The following is a 13028-nucleotide window of genomic DNA, read 5'->3' as shown; positions in this document are numbered from 1 at the left end:
GGGACTCTCGGGTGAGGCAACTGCCCTGGGAGGGATTTGCGAATGCCGGCACCTGACAAGCGCCATGCCCTCGATCACATCGTGGTGGTGTTGTTCGAGAACCGTTCCCTGGACAACGTGCTCGGCCACCTGTACGGCCCCGAGGACGGCAAGATCTTCGAAGGGGTTATCGGCAAGGATCTGAGCAACCCGATCCCGGAATGGGCCGAGCACGGCGCCGAGCGCCGGCTGGTCCCGTACACGGTCGCCACCGACATGGACTCGCCGAACCCGGACTCGGGCGAGGAGTGGTACCACACCAACACCCAGCTGTTCAACGTCCTCGACGAGCACAACAGGTTCAAAATCGGGGAGGCGGTCACGACGCCCTGGAACGCGCCGCCGCCGGGGGCTACCCCGACCATGGACGGGTTCGTCACCGACTACATCTCCACCTTCACCGGCGAGATCGGCCGCCAGCCGACGTACGACGAGTACGCCCACATCATGACCGGCTGCACGCCTGAACAGCTCCCGGTGCTCAACGGCATCGCACGGGACTTCGGGGTCTTCGACCACTGGTTCTGCGAGGTGCCGTCGCAGACGTTCATGAACCGGTCGTTCTGGACCGCGGCGACCTCGTCCGGGTTCGTGGTGAACACGCCGGCGAAGAAGTGGTTCACCGGGAACGATGCGGAGACGTTGTTCGAGCGGTTGGAGGCCCATGGCAAGACCTGGAAGGTCTACGTCATGGAGCCGATGCCGGTCTCCTTCGCCGGGATCATCCATTACCCGCGGCTCAAGGAGCGGCTGGCCACCCACTTCGTACCGTTCGCCGAGTTCGAGCAGGATGCCGCGGCGGGTACGCTGCCGGACTTCTCCCTGATCGAGCCCAACATGGCCGGCGGTCACGGTGACTACCACCCCGCCTTCGGCCGAGCGGCCGCCGTCGGCCTCGACCTCGCGATGGACAACCCGTCGTCGATGCTGGCCGGTGAGGCCTTCCTGGAGCGAGTCTTCGCCGCCTACCGCTCCGCCACCTCCGAGACCGGGACGAACGTGTGGAACACGCCGTTGCTGATCGGCTGGGACGAGCCGGGCGGCACCTACGACCACGTCCCACCTGGCCCGGTCCCGCCGCCTGACCCGGCCGCGCCTCCCGGCGAGTTCGGTTTCACCTTCGACCGCTCTGGCTACCGGGTACCGGCGATCCTGGTCTCCCCGTGGGTCGAGCCGGGCTCGGTGTACAACGACGAGTACCGGCACACCTCCCTGATCGCCACGCTGCGCAAGGTGTGGGGTCTGGGCAAGGCGTTCACGCAGCGCGACGCATCGGCCCGCACCTTCGACCACCTCCTCGCGCGAGACACTCCGCGGGACCCGCAGGATTGGGCGAGCGTCACTGCTCTTCCGGTGCCGGAATGGACGATGGACCTCGAGGTGGTGGGCAAGGCTCTCAGCACTCTCGGCAAGACCGCGGCACCTGCCCTCATCGCGAGAGCCCGAGAGCTCGGAATCCCGCTTCCAGCCGAGCTCGACGATCCGGGGGCCGACCTCCCGCCCCGACTCATCATCCCCTTACTCCGACAGGTCGCAGTCCACTTCTTCCCCCTCCTGGCGACCGCCCAAGACCACGAGCCGTACACAGCTTCCTGAGCATCGACACGCATCGCACGCCGATGCCGCGATCGCTGCTTCGACCGTCGCAGATCACTTGGCGGACGAATGTGGCCCATCCCCCGACGGGGGACATGCCTGCCCGGCAGCTCCCTCCCGAATTCGGCTCCCATGGATCAAGGCGCGGGATCACGCTCAGGCCGGGGGAGCTAGTACTACGCCCGCACCCCGGCGGCGAGCTGGATGGATTGATTTCCCCCACGCGGTGCTACGCGCGACTCGTTCCTCGCCGTGCTGCGTGTCGCTCCCGCCCGCCCGGCGCTTGGCGCGCCATGTGGCGCTTATCGCGCGTGACCGCGTCGTGGCGGAGGAGGTTCGAGAGGGTGGAGCGGAGGTGGTGGTCGGCCGGCGGAGTCCTACGCGCCGTGCATTCCTCGACGCGTTGTCATGCGGAGCGTAGTGGTCAAAGCGCCGCGGATCCCGGCTGGGACGAATCTGCAGGGGACGAGGCAGCGGTGGATACGTCGTGTTCATCGTCTGTGAACACGACGGTGAACGCACCGCGGAAGACAGCGTCCTGACCAAGCTCTGTGGGGAAGGTGACAGCGATGATGTCGTCCATGCTGATGGGGTCGCTTTCAGCCAAGGTCTCGCTCACATGCCTGAAAAGGGCCGTGAGCGACTGGTCAGCCGCATCCTCGGGTAGGCCGATGGAGAAGTGCCTGCAGGCGAAGCCGTTGGTCATGAGGACATCGTCACATCGGGCGGGCGCGCTGAGCGGGCCAATTACCGAGGTGTGAGTCTGGTGCCGGTGGCGGCGCTGATGACTGCTCGGTTGCCGAGTGATTTGGTCAGGGTGATGGTCATTGTCTTGTTTAGGAGGACGAGGGGGCAGGGGGCGCCGGTTCGTGTTGGCGCGTGGGTTCCTCCGATGATGACCATGTCGTCGAACTCGACGGCGTGAGCTCGTAGGTCGGTGTCGCAGGCTCCGTGGGAGAGGGAGATGGTGAGAGTGTTGCCGTCGGTGCGGGTGAGTCGCTCGTAGCCGACGAGGCCGGGAGGCGGCGTCGGGAGACCGGGTGGTGGGACGGGCTGTACGACTGGTTTGACTACGTCCTGCGAGATGGCGATGACGACGATCGGGCGGGTTTTGCCCTGCGTGGTGAAGGACCAGGCGGGGACGGTCGCGCGTCCGCTGCTGGTATCGACGACCGCGGTGGTCAACGAAGCGCCGGTGATCGTGAGTCTGCACTTCGATGGCGGTACGTGGATGTGTCCGCAGTTGTCGTACGGCGTTCCGATTGCCTCGGTCAGGGCAGGCCGGGGATCGAGGACGCTCGTCGAGACGCTCGAGCCGTTCCCGAACTCGATGCGGGTGGTGCCACCCGACCCGAGCTTGACGCCAGGCGCGATGGTGACGTGCCCGGCTCCCCACGCGGCCTTCTGCTGGGTCGTGTCGAAGCCCAGGTCCGGCGTACGCGACGAGTACAGGAAGATTCCCGCCGGAAGCGACCGACGGGTGCACCAGAAGGTGGCGCCGCCTCCTTCCCGCAAGCCGCAAGCGCACAGACGGTGAGTACGACGGCCGGCCACACCTGCGCACGGCACCCCACACTCCGCCGAATGGACCTCATGCTTAGGAGACGCGCGAGGTGTGCCGAATCGTTGCAGCGGCCGTTATGGGGCCGGGTGTGGACTCGCGTCTCGCTAGCATCGGTGCGTGGCAGCGACGGCTTCTGGGGTGTTTCGGCGTACCGCGATCGAGCGGTCTGATCAGCGGGTCTCGTGGGAGCGGACGGATCAGGCGTTCTTCTCGAGCGGGGCGTGTCATGTGCTGGCGTGGACGTGCAGGGACTTCTATCCCGATCAGCGGATCGGGTTGGCTGCGCTGTACATGGCCGACTTCGAACATCCGCTGCACGTGTTCGCACGGTGGGGCACCTGGGCCTTCGACGCGTCGGGCTGGAACCCTGAGTCCGAAGTCCTCCAGGTCAACAGCGACTTCGAGGGTCTCCCGGTGCGTGAGGTGGAGACGATCACGAGCGACCTCCGGGAGTTCTGCGAAGCGCACGTGCATCGCCAGCCGCACCAGTACTGGGCAGACCCGACAGAACGCGCCCGCGCCTACGTGAGCCGATACGACCCACCCTGGCTCTGACCGAGGCCTTTGGAGTGGATCTTTCGCAGCTCGGTACGCCGACCGGTCCGATGATCCGTGTACACGGCGGTTACGCCAACCGGATGTACCGGCTCGACACCGATCAGGGGTCGTTCGCGGTCAAGGAGTTGAACCTCGGCGACCGCCGGTCGGAATACCGCGTCGAGGACGTGTTCCGGTTCGAGCAAGCGGCCTTCGCGGCCGGTATCCCGATGCCGGAGCCGATCTCGGCCGGTCCGGACACGCTCGTACACCGGTGGGTCGAGGGCGAGAAGGTGCCCGAGGAGCCGGTGCCGGCGGCGTACGGGTTCGAGATCGGTGCGATTCTGGCGGGCCTCCATGCGCTGGACGTCGAGTGGACCGACACGTCGATCGAGGAACCCGTGCCACACGATTGGTCCGAGCTTGCCGAGCGGGCGGCGGCGACCCGGCAGCCCTGGGCGGACGAGCTCGCCGCCCAGGTCGACACGCTCAGCGCGATTGCCCGGTTCGTCGACAGCTGCGAGCGGCCGGGCCCCGTCGTACTGACCCACAGGGACATCCAGCCGTGGAACCTGCTCGCGCGAGCGGGGCGGCCGGTGGTGCTCGACTGGGAGCTCTCGGGGATGCTCGACCTGTCCGGTGAGCTCGGTTCGACGGCGCTGAGTCTCGCGAAGGGGCCCGGCTTCGACAGCATCGAGCCCGAGATCTTCCGTTCGGTCCTCGACGGGTACGTCGCAGGGGGCGGGACGCTGCCAGTTCCGGGGCCGAGCTGGTTCGTGTTCATGATCGGCGGCTGGCTGGGGTTCACGAGATGGAACATCCTTCGCTGCCTGGCCGGTGTCGAGGCGGGCACGGGCCCTGAGCTCGCGCTGTCGCACGAGTCGGTGCTCAACGGCGTACGCGGCCTGCCCGACATGTTCGGCCGCCTGCCGGAACTCGAGACGCTACTCGTCTGATCCGCCTCGGCGCTCCGCGAAGTAGGAGCGGAGCTTCCGGGCGTAAGGCTCGCGTTCTTCGCGGGTCGCGAGTTGTGGGAGGTGCATCGTGTACGGCGTGACCGTCGGCAGCGGGCAGATCGTAGAGGTTCTCGTGGTGGTCGTTCGGTACGACGAGGACATGACCGAGGTTGTTCGGCCACCAGCGTGCGGCGACGAACGCCATCGCCCGGTCCGTTCGCAGGACGACATCCTGCTGACTGGTGATGTCGTCGTCGCCACCCGCGAGCACACGGCAGAAAGGGCAGTCGTAGCCCGCAGGCTCGTGGTTGAACATTCGATCGCCTCCAGCGGTCGTGGACCCGCACATTCTGCCCAGACGGCCCCTGGTCGGCGGGAGCCACGTAAAGAACCTCGGGCATAGGGTGCAACCGGATCCTTCTGTCAGGACTCATGTGGGCAAAGGGTTCGATCTGGGGAGCGGTGATGGCTGACGGCGACACGGTGCGGGAGCTGTACGAGGGGTGCTATCGGCGCCTGGTCGGGCAGCTGTTCGCGGTCTGTGGGAATCTCGGCGAGGCGGAGGACGCCGTACAGGAGGCGTTCGTCCGGGCGGTCGAGAAGCCTCGGCGGTTCGCGCAGGTCGAGAACCCGGAGGCCTGGCTGCGGGCGGTCGCGCTGAACTCCGTACGCCGGAAGTACCGCCGCGCCACCCGGTTCCACGGGCTGCTGGCGCGCGCGGGTGTGCCGGAGACCACGGTGACCGGGATGTCCGCGGATCGGGTCGCGTTGGTCGAGGCGCTGCGGCAGTTGCCGTTCGAGCAGCGGGAGGCGATCGTGCTGCATCACATCGTCGACCTGCCGGTGCGCGAGATCGCCGTACAGCTGCGCGTTCCCGAAGGGACGGTCAAGGCTCGGCTTGCCCGCGGCAGGTCCCGGCTGGCCCCGCTGGTTCACGAGTTCGCCGACGACGCCGAGGAGGTCAACCATGTCTGAACTGAAGGAGCTGTCCTGGGACGTGCAGGAGACGGTTCAGCCGCTGCCCTTCGAGGCTCTGGAGCGTCGTGGCATCCGCCGCCGGCACCGTCGCCAGGCGCTGACCGGGGCCGGAGTCGTCGCGGCCGTCGTGGTCGCCGTACTGGCCGTCGTACTGCCGCTCGGGGACGTGATCGGCACCACGAAGTCGACCGCCGCCAAGCAGGCGGCGATCCCGGTCGACCAAGCGGCCGAGAGCGTCATCCACGACAAGAAGGCGGCCATGTCCAGCGTTGCGTTCGCCTCACCTAAGCGGTGGGCCGCCGTGTGGTCGATCATGCAGCCGGAATCCTCGGCGAAGTCCGCCGCGGTGCTGAGCCGCGACGGAGTGCGGGCCACCGCGCCGGTGCGCAAGAGGGGCTACGTCGCGGTGCAGGCCGGGGACGAGGCGCTGGCCCTGTCGATGCCGGCCAGCATGAAGGGCAGCGACCCGAGCTGGGCCCAGGCCGTGATGGTCCGCCTGACGGAGCAGGGCCTGGTCGAGAAGAAGCTCCGCTGGGCTCCGCCGACCACCGAGTTCGGGGACGGCGATGTGCTGCTGGCGTTCGGCACCCTGCGGGCGCTGAATCCGGAGACCGGCGTACTGCGGGAGGTGAAGATTCCCGGGATCGACAATGCCACTCAGCCTCAGCTCGACAGCACCGGACGGTGGTGGGTGGTCGCCGCCAGGAACAGCGGCGTCGGCAACATCTACTGGACCGACGACCACGGCAAGACCTGGGACCACTCCGTCATCAGCCCAGGCCGTATGCTCGGCTGGCTGGGAGTCAGCCCCGACGGCCGGACGCTCGTGGTGATCCCGGGTTTCAAGCCCGCCCGGATCCAGCACGATGAGCAGGTGCCGCTGCGGCTGTCCACCGACCGCGGCGAACACTGGACGACGGTGGCCACCCGGGACGAGCCGTACCTGCAGTCACCCGTTGCCTTCGACAACGGGACGGGCCTCGCGCTCTACCAGGGCAAGAACCGCGAACTCCTCCGCCCCGGCGCCGGGAAGTCGTACACACCACCGACCGACCTGGGCAACCTGACAGCAGTAGGCGACTTCGTCTACGGCATGCAATACAACGGCAACCAGGCCATCATCAGCACCAACCACGGCAAAACCTGGAAGTACGTCCAACCCCGCTGAGCCTGGACAATGGGACGCATGTCGCAGGAGTTCATGCTTGCCGGCGAGACGCCGTCACCCGAGTTGGTGGCGGCGTGGCTGGCCCTGGACGAGCTACGAGCTGAGCAGGTTCCGATGTGGGCTGCGGACTGGCTCGTGGCGGGGTACGACGGTGTCGCGCTCGCGGAGCTGGCAGGGCTCAGCGGGCGGGATACTCGCGAGGTCCGGGACCTTCTGCCGGCAGCTCTGGTTGAGGCCGGCGTACGTCCGCTGTCGTCGAAGGGCGCCGCCCTCAAAGTGGCGTTCGACCACATCGCTTACCTGCACGTCAGTGGGCGCGCTCGCTGGGCTTGGGTCGTCAACCAGGTCGTGGAGGTCGTGTCCGGCGCCGGCTATGTGGAGGAGGCGTTCGGACAGCCGCTAGCGCAGTTGTACGGCGTCGACGACGAAATGAGTGAGCCCTGGAGCCGGAGTGACGAGGAGCTGGCGGGCGTCGTACGGCAGGCGTGTCTTGATCAGATCGCCGGTGCTGGGCCCTCGGCGTAGGCGGGTCAGTCGGTGGGGGTCCATTCGTAGTAGTCGGGGTCTGGGTCGACTTTGAAGCGGACGGCGTTGATGGTGGTGGCGCCGGTTAGCCAGGCTTTGGAGATTCGGTGGCCGCCGTCCATCAGGCGTCCGTCTGAGGACAGGATGACCGGGTAGCTGAGGTCGGCCTTCTGGATCAGGCCGGCGTGGCGGGCGACCATCCGGCAGGTGACGGGACCGTCGCCGAACCAGCAGTTCTGGTCGAACTCGGGAATGTCGTCGATCGGCACCGTCTCGACGGGGAGGTCTGCCGACAACTCCCACAGTCGTTCGGTCAAGTAGAAGGCTCGGCCACCGGGAACAGGACGTGAATGCTTCTCAGGCATCGAACCATCATCACCCGCCGAACCGTCCACCGCCCCTCCTTTTATAGGCCCGGGCTGGTTCTAGTGTTCGGTGGGTGGAGCGGGTGGTGATGGACGAGGTGGTTGAGACCGATTACGGGCAGTTCGACATCGTTTGGGGGGAGGGCATTGGGTTCGACGGGGAGGTGGATCGGTTCTTCGCGGGCCAGGTGAACGGGCTGGTGGGTGCGGCGCACGCTACTGGTGTCTATGTGCATTTCGGTCGGCGGTCGGGTGGATCGCCGGTGCGGATCGTGGTGGCGGACTCGGCTCCGGACGATCCCGATGCGTCGTGGGAAGACGTTGTCGAGGTCTCTGTCGACGTACCTGCGAGCAGGATCGGGTGGTCGTCGTGGGCCGGTGACACCGGTGGTGAGTTGGACGGGATCACGGCGGGCAGCTATCGAGTTCGGGTGAGTGAGCGCGGCCGGGACGAGGGGCAGGACGGGGAGTTCGCGGACGGGCTGGTCGACGCGTACCTGGTGCAGATGTGGCCAGCTCCGGCTGAACCTGACGCGATCCTGAGGGTTGGCAGCCAGGACGCGGAGTACTGGCATCGCGAGTGGGGCGGCCGTCGTTGAGGTACGGTCCCGTCGCATGGCGCGGGTCTTGGTGACTGGTATGTCGGGGGCCGGGAAGACGACTGTGCTCGACGAGTTGCGCCGGCGGGGGTGGCTGGCGATCGACACCGACTACGACGGGTGGGTCGGGGCGGACGGTCGTTGGGACGAGCGCCGGATGGGTCAACTCCTGGCCGATGAGCCGGATGTGGTTGTCTCGGGGACGGTTGAGAACCAGGGCCGGTTCTACGACCGGTTCGAGCACGTGGTCTTGATCAGTGCGCCGGTCGAGGTACTGATCGAGCGGGTACGTGCGCGGACCACGAATCCGTACGGCCGGACCGTGGAGCAGCAGGCGGAGATTGCGTCGTACGTCGAGACCGTGGAGCCGCTGCTCCGGCGCGGTGCGACGGTGGAGCTGGATGGGCGGAAGCCGGTGGGGGAGTTGGCTGACGCGATCGAGGGTCTTCAGCGGTAGCGGTCGGCGGCCTGTTGGACCGTGTCGCGGCGGTCCCGCCAGGACGGGTCGTCGTCGATCAGTTCGCGGATGATGTCGGCGTGGCCGGCGTGCTGGGCGGTTTCGTTGACCATCCGGATCAGCAGTACGCCTAGCGTCGTGTGCTGGTGTCCGTCGGCCCAATGCGCCACGTGGGCCGGGCTGTCGAGGTCCAGCTCGTTGACGGTGGTGTCCGAGTGAGCACATGCCTGCCGGTACGTGCGTACGACGTACTCGCTCGATTCGTCGGGCGTGGCCCACATGTCGATCTCCGTCGACGGGTCGTCACGGAACCACGACGGCCGCTCGACCGGCGGCCGACCGAACGCCTCCCCGAGATACCCATACTCCATCCCGGCCAGATGCTTCACCAGCCCCAGCAGATTCGTACCGGTCGGAGTCAACGGACGTCGCCGGTCATACTCCGACAACCCATCCAACTTCCCAACCATCACAGCCCGGCTCGCCTGGAGGGCCTTCAACAACTCATCCTTCATGCCGCACCTCGACCAAGAGTTCCGTCAGCAACGGCCGGCCAGGAACTCGCGGATGTGGTTCGACCAGAGGGTGGGTTGTTCGAAGTGGCACATGTGGGCGGTGTTGGGGATGACGGCGAGTTGGCTGGGGACGGTGTTGTGGAGGCGGTGGGCGAGTTGGACGGGGAAGCCCATGTCTTGTTCGCCGTGGAGGATGAGGATGGGTTTGGCGAAGGTGCGGAGGATTTGTTCGGGGTCGCCGGGGCACCACGGATGCATGAGGCCTTGGATGGCGCGTTCTTCCGACCAGTCGCCTTCGTCGGTGCCTCGGAGTTCGAGGAACGCGGGCGCGAGGTCCAGGTCCCAGACGAAGATGGTCGAGTTGCGCAGGGCGCCGTTTGCTTCGTCCTCGATGCGCCGGCGGCGCTGGTACTCGGGCCAGTCGGCCAAGTAGACGGCGTTGTCCGCGGACGTGTACGCCGACGTCGACGCGAGCACCAACCGGCGTACCTGCTCCGGATGCTTGTCGACGAAGCCCATCGCAGCACGACCGCCGGTCGAGAACCCGAGCAGATCGACCTGCCCGAGACCGAGTTGCTCGATCAAGCGATGAGTGTCGCGTACGACGTACTCCGGCTGCAGCTCGTCATCCGGCAACCCGCGGGTGCTCCGCCCGCAGCCGCGGAAGTCGAACAGTACGACGTGATGATCGCGAGCGAGCGGCTCGAACCCGGGCAGCAGATACCCGTGGCCGACGTCCGGGCCGCCGTGGATCACCACCAGCGAAGGCTTCTCGCTGCGCTGCCCGAGCTCGCGCACGAACAACGTCACGTCACCGACATCCACGAACGAATCACGCATGCCGCGAGCATGCCAGTCCCCTCCGACATACTTGCCCGATCCGGCATCAGCCCAAAAGCATTTCACCTTCTGGATCACACCGGCGACACTCGTGTTCGACGAGGCCTGGGACACCACCGGCCAACGACAATCCTTCACCTGAGGTGTGTATGCCGTTGTCGGACGATGTTCTGCAGGAGCAGCTGCGTGGGTACGGCGAGGTGGAGCAGGTCGCGATCGGGATGCAGGGGGCCGTCTACCGGTTGCCCGAGGGGCGGGTCGCGAAGATCTGGTTCCATGCCGGCGAGGAGGAGCTGCGGAGACTGGGTGAGTTGTACGCGGCGATCGAAGGGCGGCTGCCGTTCCGTACGCCGCGGATGCTCGAGCTGCATCGACCTGGCCCGTATTGGGTGACGATCGAGGCGGAGCTGCCCGGCGTCCCGCTGCATACGGTCGCGCCGGCCTTCGGCGAGCCGGGATGGAAGCGAGCGCGTGACTGCGTTGTCGACGTACTCGCGGCGCTGGCGGAGCTCGACGCGCCAGCGGTACTGCATCGGATGACGGTGCTCGACGAGGCCGACCCGTTCAGGCCCGAGGGCGTGTCGTGGATCGACGCGTTGACTGGTCTCGTAGGTCGGCGGGTGGCGCGGTTCCGCGACCAGCTCGCCCCGGCCATCGACGACTTCGACGCCAACGTCGAGCGGCTGCTGAATCAGTTGTCCGAGCTGAAGGAGCCGGAAACCCGGCTCGTGCACGGCGACGTGACCGCCGGCAACATCCTCGTCGACGAGGACCTCTGGCCCGTCGCGGTGCTTGATCTCGGCCTGCTGACGATGCCCGGCGACCCGGTGTTCGACGCGGCAGCGGCCGGGAGCCTCATCGAGCTGTGGTCGCCGAGGGTCCGCGAGGTCGAGGCGGCGTTCGACAAGGCGTTCGTCGAGCAGCTCGGGTACGACGCCGAGCAGCTGCTCGTCTACCGCCGCGTCCACTCGCTGCTCATCGCCAACGCGCACGACGCGGACCCGTACGGCCGGGACAGCGCCGTACCGCTGGCTGCGAAGTTGTTCAATCGATGATGCAGAAGACGGTGCCGTCGGGGGACTTGAGGACGACGAAGTCGGCGTTGGGTGGGTAGGTCCAGTCTTCGACGCGTTCGGCGCCGAGGGCGATGAGGCGGTCCACTTCGGCTTCCAGGGTTGAGGATTCGTGGTCGAACCACAGGTCCAGGTGGGTACGGTCGGTCTCGTCGAAGTGGAGGCGGGTGGGCCGGGCGGTCGGCGGCGGGATCAGGAAGTCGGGGTTGCCGTCGGTGGTGAAACCGAGAGCCTGACTCCAGAACTCGGCGGCGGGGCCGGTTTTCGGGACGTTCAGGATGATTGCTCCGAGAGTGAGGGCCATGGTTTCCACACTGGCAGATTTCGAGGTGTAACGCAGCGGGCGGGTGACAGCGTCGGGAGGGGTGTACGTGACGCTGACTCGGAGGGAACCGTTGTGAGACTGAAGAAGAGCATGCTTACCGCGACACTGGGGGTCCTCGCGACCTCGCTGGCGACAGGATCCGCCATGGCCGACCAGACCGCCGCAGGATCGTTGCAGTGGGCAAGTACTCCGACGCATCGGCAGCCGGCGACGTTCAACGACGTGGCGAGCGGAGCGGGTGGTACATGGGCCGTCGGGGGCGATCAGGTCGACGACTTCACCGATCAGCGCCCGCTGGCGATGCGCTGGGACGGCAAGACCTGGAAGGCGACCCCGCAGCCGGTCAAGACGAATGCGACGTTGGAGAGCGTCGCGGTCGGTACGGCGACCAACGTGTGGGCCGTCGGTGAGGACCGGACGGACCCGGAGAAGACGAAACCGCTCGCCATGCACTGGAACGGTACGAAGTGGCAGGTCGTGAAGCCGCCCGCCGTACCGACCGGATCCTTCGACGACGTCGTCATCGCTCCGGACAAGTCGGTCTGGGCCGCCGGGTGGGCGAACGTCGGCGGCACCGAGCGAGCTGTCGTCTACCGGTACGCCGGCGGGAAGTGGCAGCCGCTCTACACCGGCCTGGAGAACTCGATCAACGCCAACGTCCTCGCCGTACTGTCCGCCAAGGACGCCTGGCTCGGGCTGAACGCCGGCCTCGCGCACTTCGACGGCAAGCGCTGGACCCTGGTGAAGGACGTACCGGTCGACGGCTCCCAGATCCCGACCGGTATCGCGGCCGCCGGCCCCAAGAACATCTGGCTCGTCGGCGTCCAGTACGCCGCTGGCATCGTCCCGCTGGCGCTCCACTACAACGGCACGAAGTGGACCCACCTCCCGGTCCCCACCGGCATGGCCCAGCTGTACGACGTCACCCTCCGGAACAACAAGCCCGTAGCCGTCGGCGAACGCTTCGAGGGCACCAACAACGAAACCGCCAAGCCGTACGTCCTCCAACTCACCGGCTCCAAGTTCACCCAGGCCCCGGCCCCCAAGGCCCCAACAGGCACCCTCACCGGCATTGCCACCACCCCCAACCGCACCTGGACGGTCGGCATGAGCGCGGCTTCCCCGTCCGACCCCTTCACCGCCCTCGCGGCGTACACCCGCTAGCCGCACACGAGCTGGTCCTCGAGGACGACGAACTCCGTCCTGCCCTCGGCGGTCGAGGTGCCCCACGGGCGATCTGTCGTGATGAAGACTCGCCCGTCCTCATCCGCCGGGTCGAGCACCTCACAGGCGACGAGTACCTCGACCGGGTACGGCGAGTCCGGGCGGATGTCCGCCCCGAAGATCGACGGCTTGTCGGAGAGCACCCGCCGTACCCCGTCGGCGTCGACGAACTCGACCTCCACCCATCCGGGAACCGGATCGTCAGAGACCCAGCGCACGGCGTGCGCCCTGAGAGCTGGCATGGAGTCAGACTGTCATCACGCGCCG

Annotated in this window: 17 protein-coding genes; 10 read left to right on the top strand and 7 right to left on the bottom strand. The window is 67.2% G+C overall.

The features are described from left to right. Nucleotides 1–42 precede the first annotated feature (42 nt). Nucleotides 43–1635 carry an alkaline phosphatase family protein gene (locus tag ABT313_RS24590; RefSeq protein ID WP_350858212.1) on the top strand — a complete coding sequence of 531 codons (1593 nt, stop codon included), beginning with the start codon at nt 43–45 and terminating at the stop codon, nt 1633–1635. A gap of 424 nt (nt 1636–2059) precedes the next feature. Here the strand turns inward: ABT313_RS24590 and ABT313_RS24585 are convergent, their stop codons facing one another. Both ABT313_RS24585 and ABT313_RS24580 read right to left on the bottom strand, forming a co-directional pair. After that, the gene (locus ABT313_RS24585) at nt 2060–2341 is read right to left on the bottom strand and encodes a hypothetical protein (RefSeq protein ID WP_350858210.1); all 282 of its coding nucleotides are present in this window, start codon (nt 2339–2341) and stop codon (nt 2060–2062) included. Between the two features lie 41 nt (nt 2342–2382). Next, nucleotides 2383–3150 carry a hypothetical protein gene (locus ABT313_RS24580; RefSeq protein ID WP_350858207.1) on the bottom strand — a complete coding sequence of 256 codons (768 nt, stop codon included), beginning with the start codon at nt 3148–3150 and terminating at the stop codon, nt 2383–2385. A gap of 166 nt (nt 3151–3316) precedes the next feature. Here ABT313_RS24580 and ABT313_RS24575 point away from each other — a divergent pair, with 166 nt between their 5' ends. The 5 genes from ABT313_RS24575 (at nt 3317) to ABT313_RS24555 (ending at nt 7363) form a co-directional block, all read left to right on the top strand. After that, entirely contained in the window at nt 3317–3754 is a 438-nt protein-coding gene (locus tag ABT313_RS24575; RefSeq protein WP_350858204.1) for a hypothetical protein, read from the top strand. A 14-nt stretch (nt 3755–3768) separates the two neighbouring features. Beyond that, the gene (locus tag ABT313_RS24570) at nt 3769–4692 is read left to right on the top strand and encodes a phosphotransferase family protein (RefSeq protein ID WP_350858201.1); all 924 of its coding nucleotides are present in this window, start codon (nt 3769–3771) and stop codon (nt 4690–4692) included. Between the two features lie 465 nt (nt 4693–5157). Then, on the top strand, nt 5158–5667 hold the full coding sequence (locus tag ABT313_RS24565; RefSeq protein WP_350858198.1) for an RNA polymerase sigma factor: 510 nt from the start codon (nt 5158–5160) through the stop codon (nt 5665–5667). Beyond that, entirely contained in the window at nt 5660–6838 is a 1179-nt protein-coding gene (locus ABT313_RS24560; protein WP_350858196.1) for a WD40/YVTN/BNR-like repeat-containing protein, read from the top strand. Before ABT313_RS24565 ends, ABT313_RS24560 begins: the two co-directional genes overlap by 8 nt. Before the next feature lie 18 nt (nt 6839–6856). After that, a complete protein-coding gene (locus tag ABT313_RS24555) occupies nt 6857–7363 on the top strand; it encodes a hypothetical protein (protein WP_350858193.1) in 507 nt (168 codons plus the stop codon). A 5-nt stretch (nt 7364–7368) separates the two neighbouring features. Here the strand turns inward: ABT313_RS24555 and ABT313_RS24550 are convergent, their stop codons facing one another. Further along, the gene (locus ABT313_RS24550; protein WP_350858190.1) at nt 7369–7728 is read right to left on the bottom strand and encodes a hypothetical protein; all 360 of its coding nucleotides are present in this window, start codon (nt 7726–7728) and stop codon (nt 7369–7371) included. 74 nt (nt 7729–7802) lie between these two features. Between ABT313_RS24550 and ABT313_RS24545 the strand changes: the two genes are divergently transcribed. Further along, nucleotides 7803–8327, top strand: a complete 525-nt coding sequence (locus tag ABT313_RS24545; RefSeq protein WP_350858188.1) for a hypothetical protein — start codon at nt 7803–7805, stop codon at nt 8325–8327. 16 nt (nt 8328–8343) lie between these two features. After that, a complete protein-coding gene (locus tag ABT313_RS24540; protein ID WP_350858185.1) occupies nt 8344–8784 on the top strand; it encodes an ATP-binding protein in 441 nt (146 codons plus the stop codon). On the opposite strand, the gene ABT313_RS24535 is transcribed toward ABT313_RS24540, so the two are convergent. Together ABT313_RS24535 and ABT313_RS24530 are read right to left on the bottom strand one after the other, a co-directional pair. Then, entirely contained in the window at nt 8775–9299 is a 525-nt protein-coding gene (locus ABT313_RS24535; RefSeq protein ID WP_350858182.1) for a DinB family protein, read from the bottom strand. The two genes, ABT313_RS24540 and ABT313_RS24535, sit on opposite strands and share 10 nt — an antisense overlap. Nucleotides 9300–9323: 24 nt before the next feature. Beyond that, nucleotides 9324–10139 (bottom strand): alpha/beta fold hydrolase, encoded by an 816-nt coding sequence (locus tag ABT313_RS24530; RefSeq protein ID WP_350858180.1) that lies wholly within the window; start codon nt 10137–10139, stop codon nt 9324–9326. Between the two features lie 155 nt (nt 10140–10294). Here ABT313_RS24530 and ABT313_RS24525 point away from each other — a divergent pair, with 155 nt between their 5' ends. Then, nucleotides 10295–11194: a phosphotransferase family protein gene (locus tag ABT313_RS24525; RefSeq protein WP_350858177.1), complete on the top strand. Its 900-nt coding sequence runs from the start codon at nt 10295–10297 to the stop codon at nt 11192–11194. On the opposite strand, the gene ABT313_RS24520 is transcribed toward ABT313_RS24525, so the two are convergent. Beyond that, complete coding sequence (locus ABT313_RS24520) at nt 11184–11516, bottom strand: VOC family protein (protein ID WP_350858174.1); 333 nt, start codon at nt 11514–11516, stop codon at nt 11184–11186. The two genes, ABT313_RS24525 and ABT313_RS24520, sit on opposite strands and share 11 nt — an antisense overlap. A 165-nt stretch (nt 11517–11681) precedes the next feature. Here ABT313_RS24520 and ABT313_RS24515 point away from each other — a divergent pair, with 165 nt between their 5' ends. Then, nucleotides 11682–12701: a beta propeller repeat protein gene (locus tag ABT313_RS24515; RefSeq protein ID WP_350858171.1), complete on the top strand. Its 1020-nt coding sequence runs from the start codon at nt 11682–11684 to the stop codon at nt 12699–12701. Here ABT313_RS24515 and ABT313_RS24510 read toward each other — a convergent pair. Further along, complete coding sequence (locus tag ABT313_RS24510; protein ID WP_350858169.1) at nt 12698–13003, bottom strand: hypothetical protein; 306 nt, start codon at nt 13001–13003, stop codon at nt 12698–12700. The two genes, ABT313_RS24515 and ABT313_RS24510, sit on opposite strands and share 4 nt — an antisense overlap. Nucleotides 13004–13028 lie beyond the last annotated feature (25 nt).

The organism is Kribbella sp. NPDC000426, assembly GCF_040300265.1.
In the GTDB taxonomy this organism is placed as follows: Bacteria; Actinomycetota; Actinomycetes; order Propionibacteriales; family Kribbellaceae; genus Kribbella.
Note: the sequence above shows the minus strand (reverse complement) of the source record. Positions and strands in the feature narration are given on the sequence as shown.

What these genes read in the sequence shown, in the direction of transcription:
- ABT313_RS24590 (WP_350858212.1), top strand. Translation starts at nt 43, where the DNA reads ATGCCGGCACCTGACAAGCGCCATGCCCTCGATCACATCGTGGTGGTG.
- ABT313_RS24585 (WP_350858210.1), bottom strand. Translation starts at nt 2,341, where the DNA reads ATGACCAACGGCTTCGCCTGCAGGCACTTCTCCATCGGCCTACCCGAG.
- ABT313_RS24565 (WP_350858198.1), top strand. Translation starts at nt 5,158, where the DNA reads ATGGCTGACGGCGACACGGTGCGGGAGCTGTACGAGGGGTGCTATCGG.
- ABT313_RS24560 (WP_350858196.1), top strand. Translation starts at nt 5,660, where the DNA reads ATGTCTGAACTGAAGGAGCTGTCCTGGGACGTGCAGGAGACGGTTCAG.
- ABT313_RS24555 (WP_350858193.1), top strand. Translation starts at nt 6,857, where the DNA reads ATGTCGCAGGAGTTCATGCTTGCCGGCGAGACGCCGTCACCCGAGTTG.
- ABT313_RS24550 (WP_350858190.1), bottom strand. Translation starts at nt 7,728, where the DNA reads ATGCCTGAGAAGCATTCACGTCCTGTTCCCGGTGGCCGAGCCTTCTAC.
- ABT313_RS24540 (WP_350858185.1), top strand. Translation starts at nt 8,344, where the DNA reads ATGGCGCGGGTCTTGGTGACTGGTATGTCGGGGGCCGGGAAGACGACT.
- ABT313_RS24535 (WP_350858182.1), bottom strand. Translation starts at nt 9,299, where the DNA reads ATGAAGGATGAGTTGTTGAAGGCCCTCCAGGCGAGCCGGGCTGTGATG.
- ABT313_RS24530 (WP_350858180.1), bottom strand. Translation starts at nt 10,139, where the DNA reads ATGCGTGATTCGTTCGTGGATGTCGGTGACGTGACGTTGTTCGTGCGC.
- ABT313_RS24520 (WP_350858174.1), bottom strand. Translation starts at nt 11,516, where the DNA reads ATGGCCCTCACTCTCGGAGCAATCATCCTGAACGTCCCGAAAACCGGC.
- ABT313_RS24515 (WP_350858171.1), top strand. Translation starts at nt 11,682, where the DNA reads ATGGCCGACCAGACCGCCGCAGGATCGTTGCAGTGGGCAAGTACTCCG.
- ABT313_RS24510 (WP_350858169.1), bottom strand. Translation starts at nt 13,003, where the DNA reads ATGCCAGCTCTCAGGGCGCACGCCGTGCGCTGGGTCTCTGACGATCCG.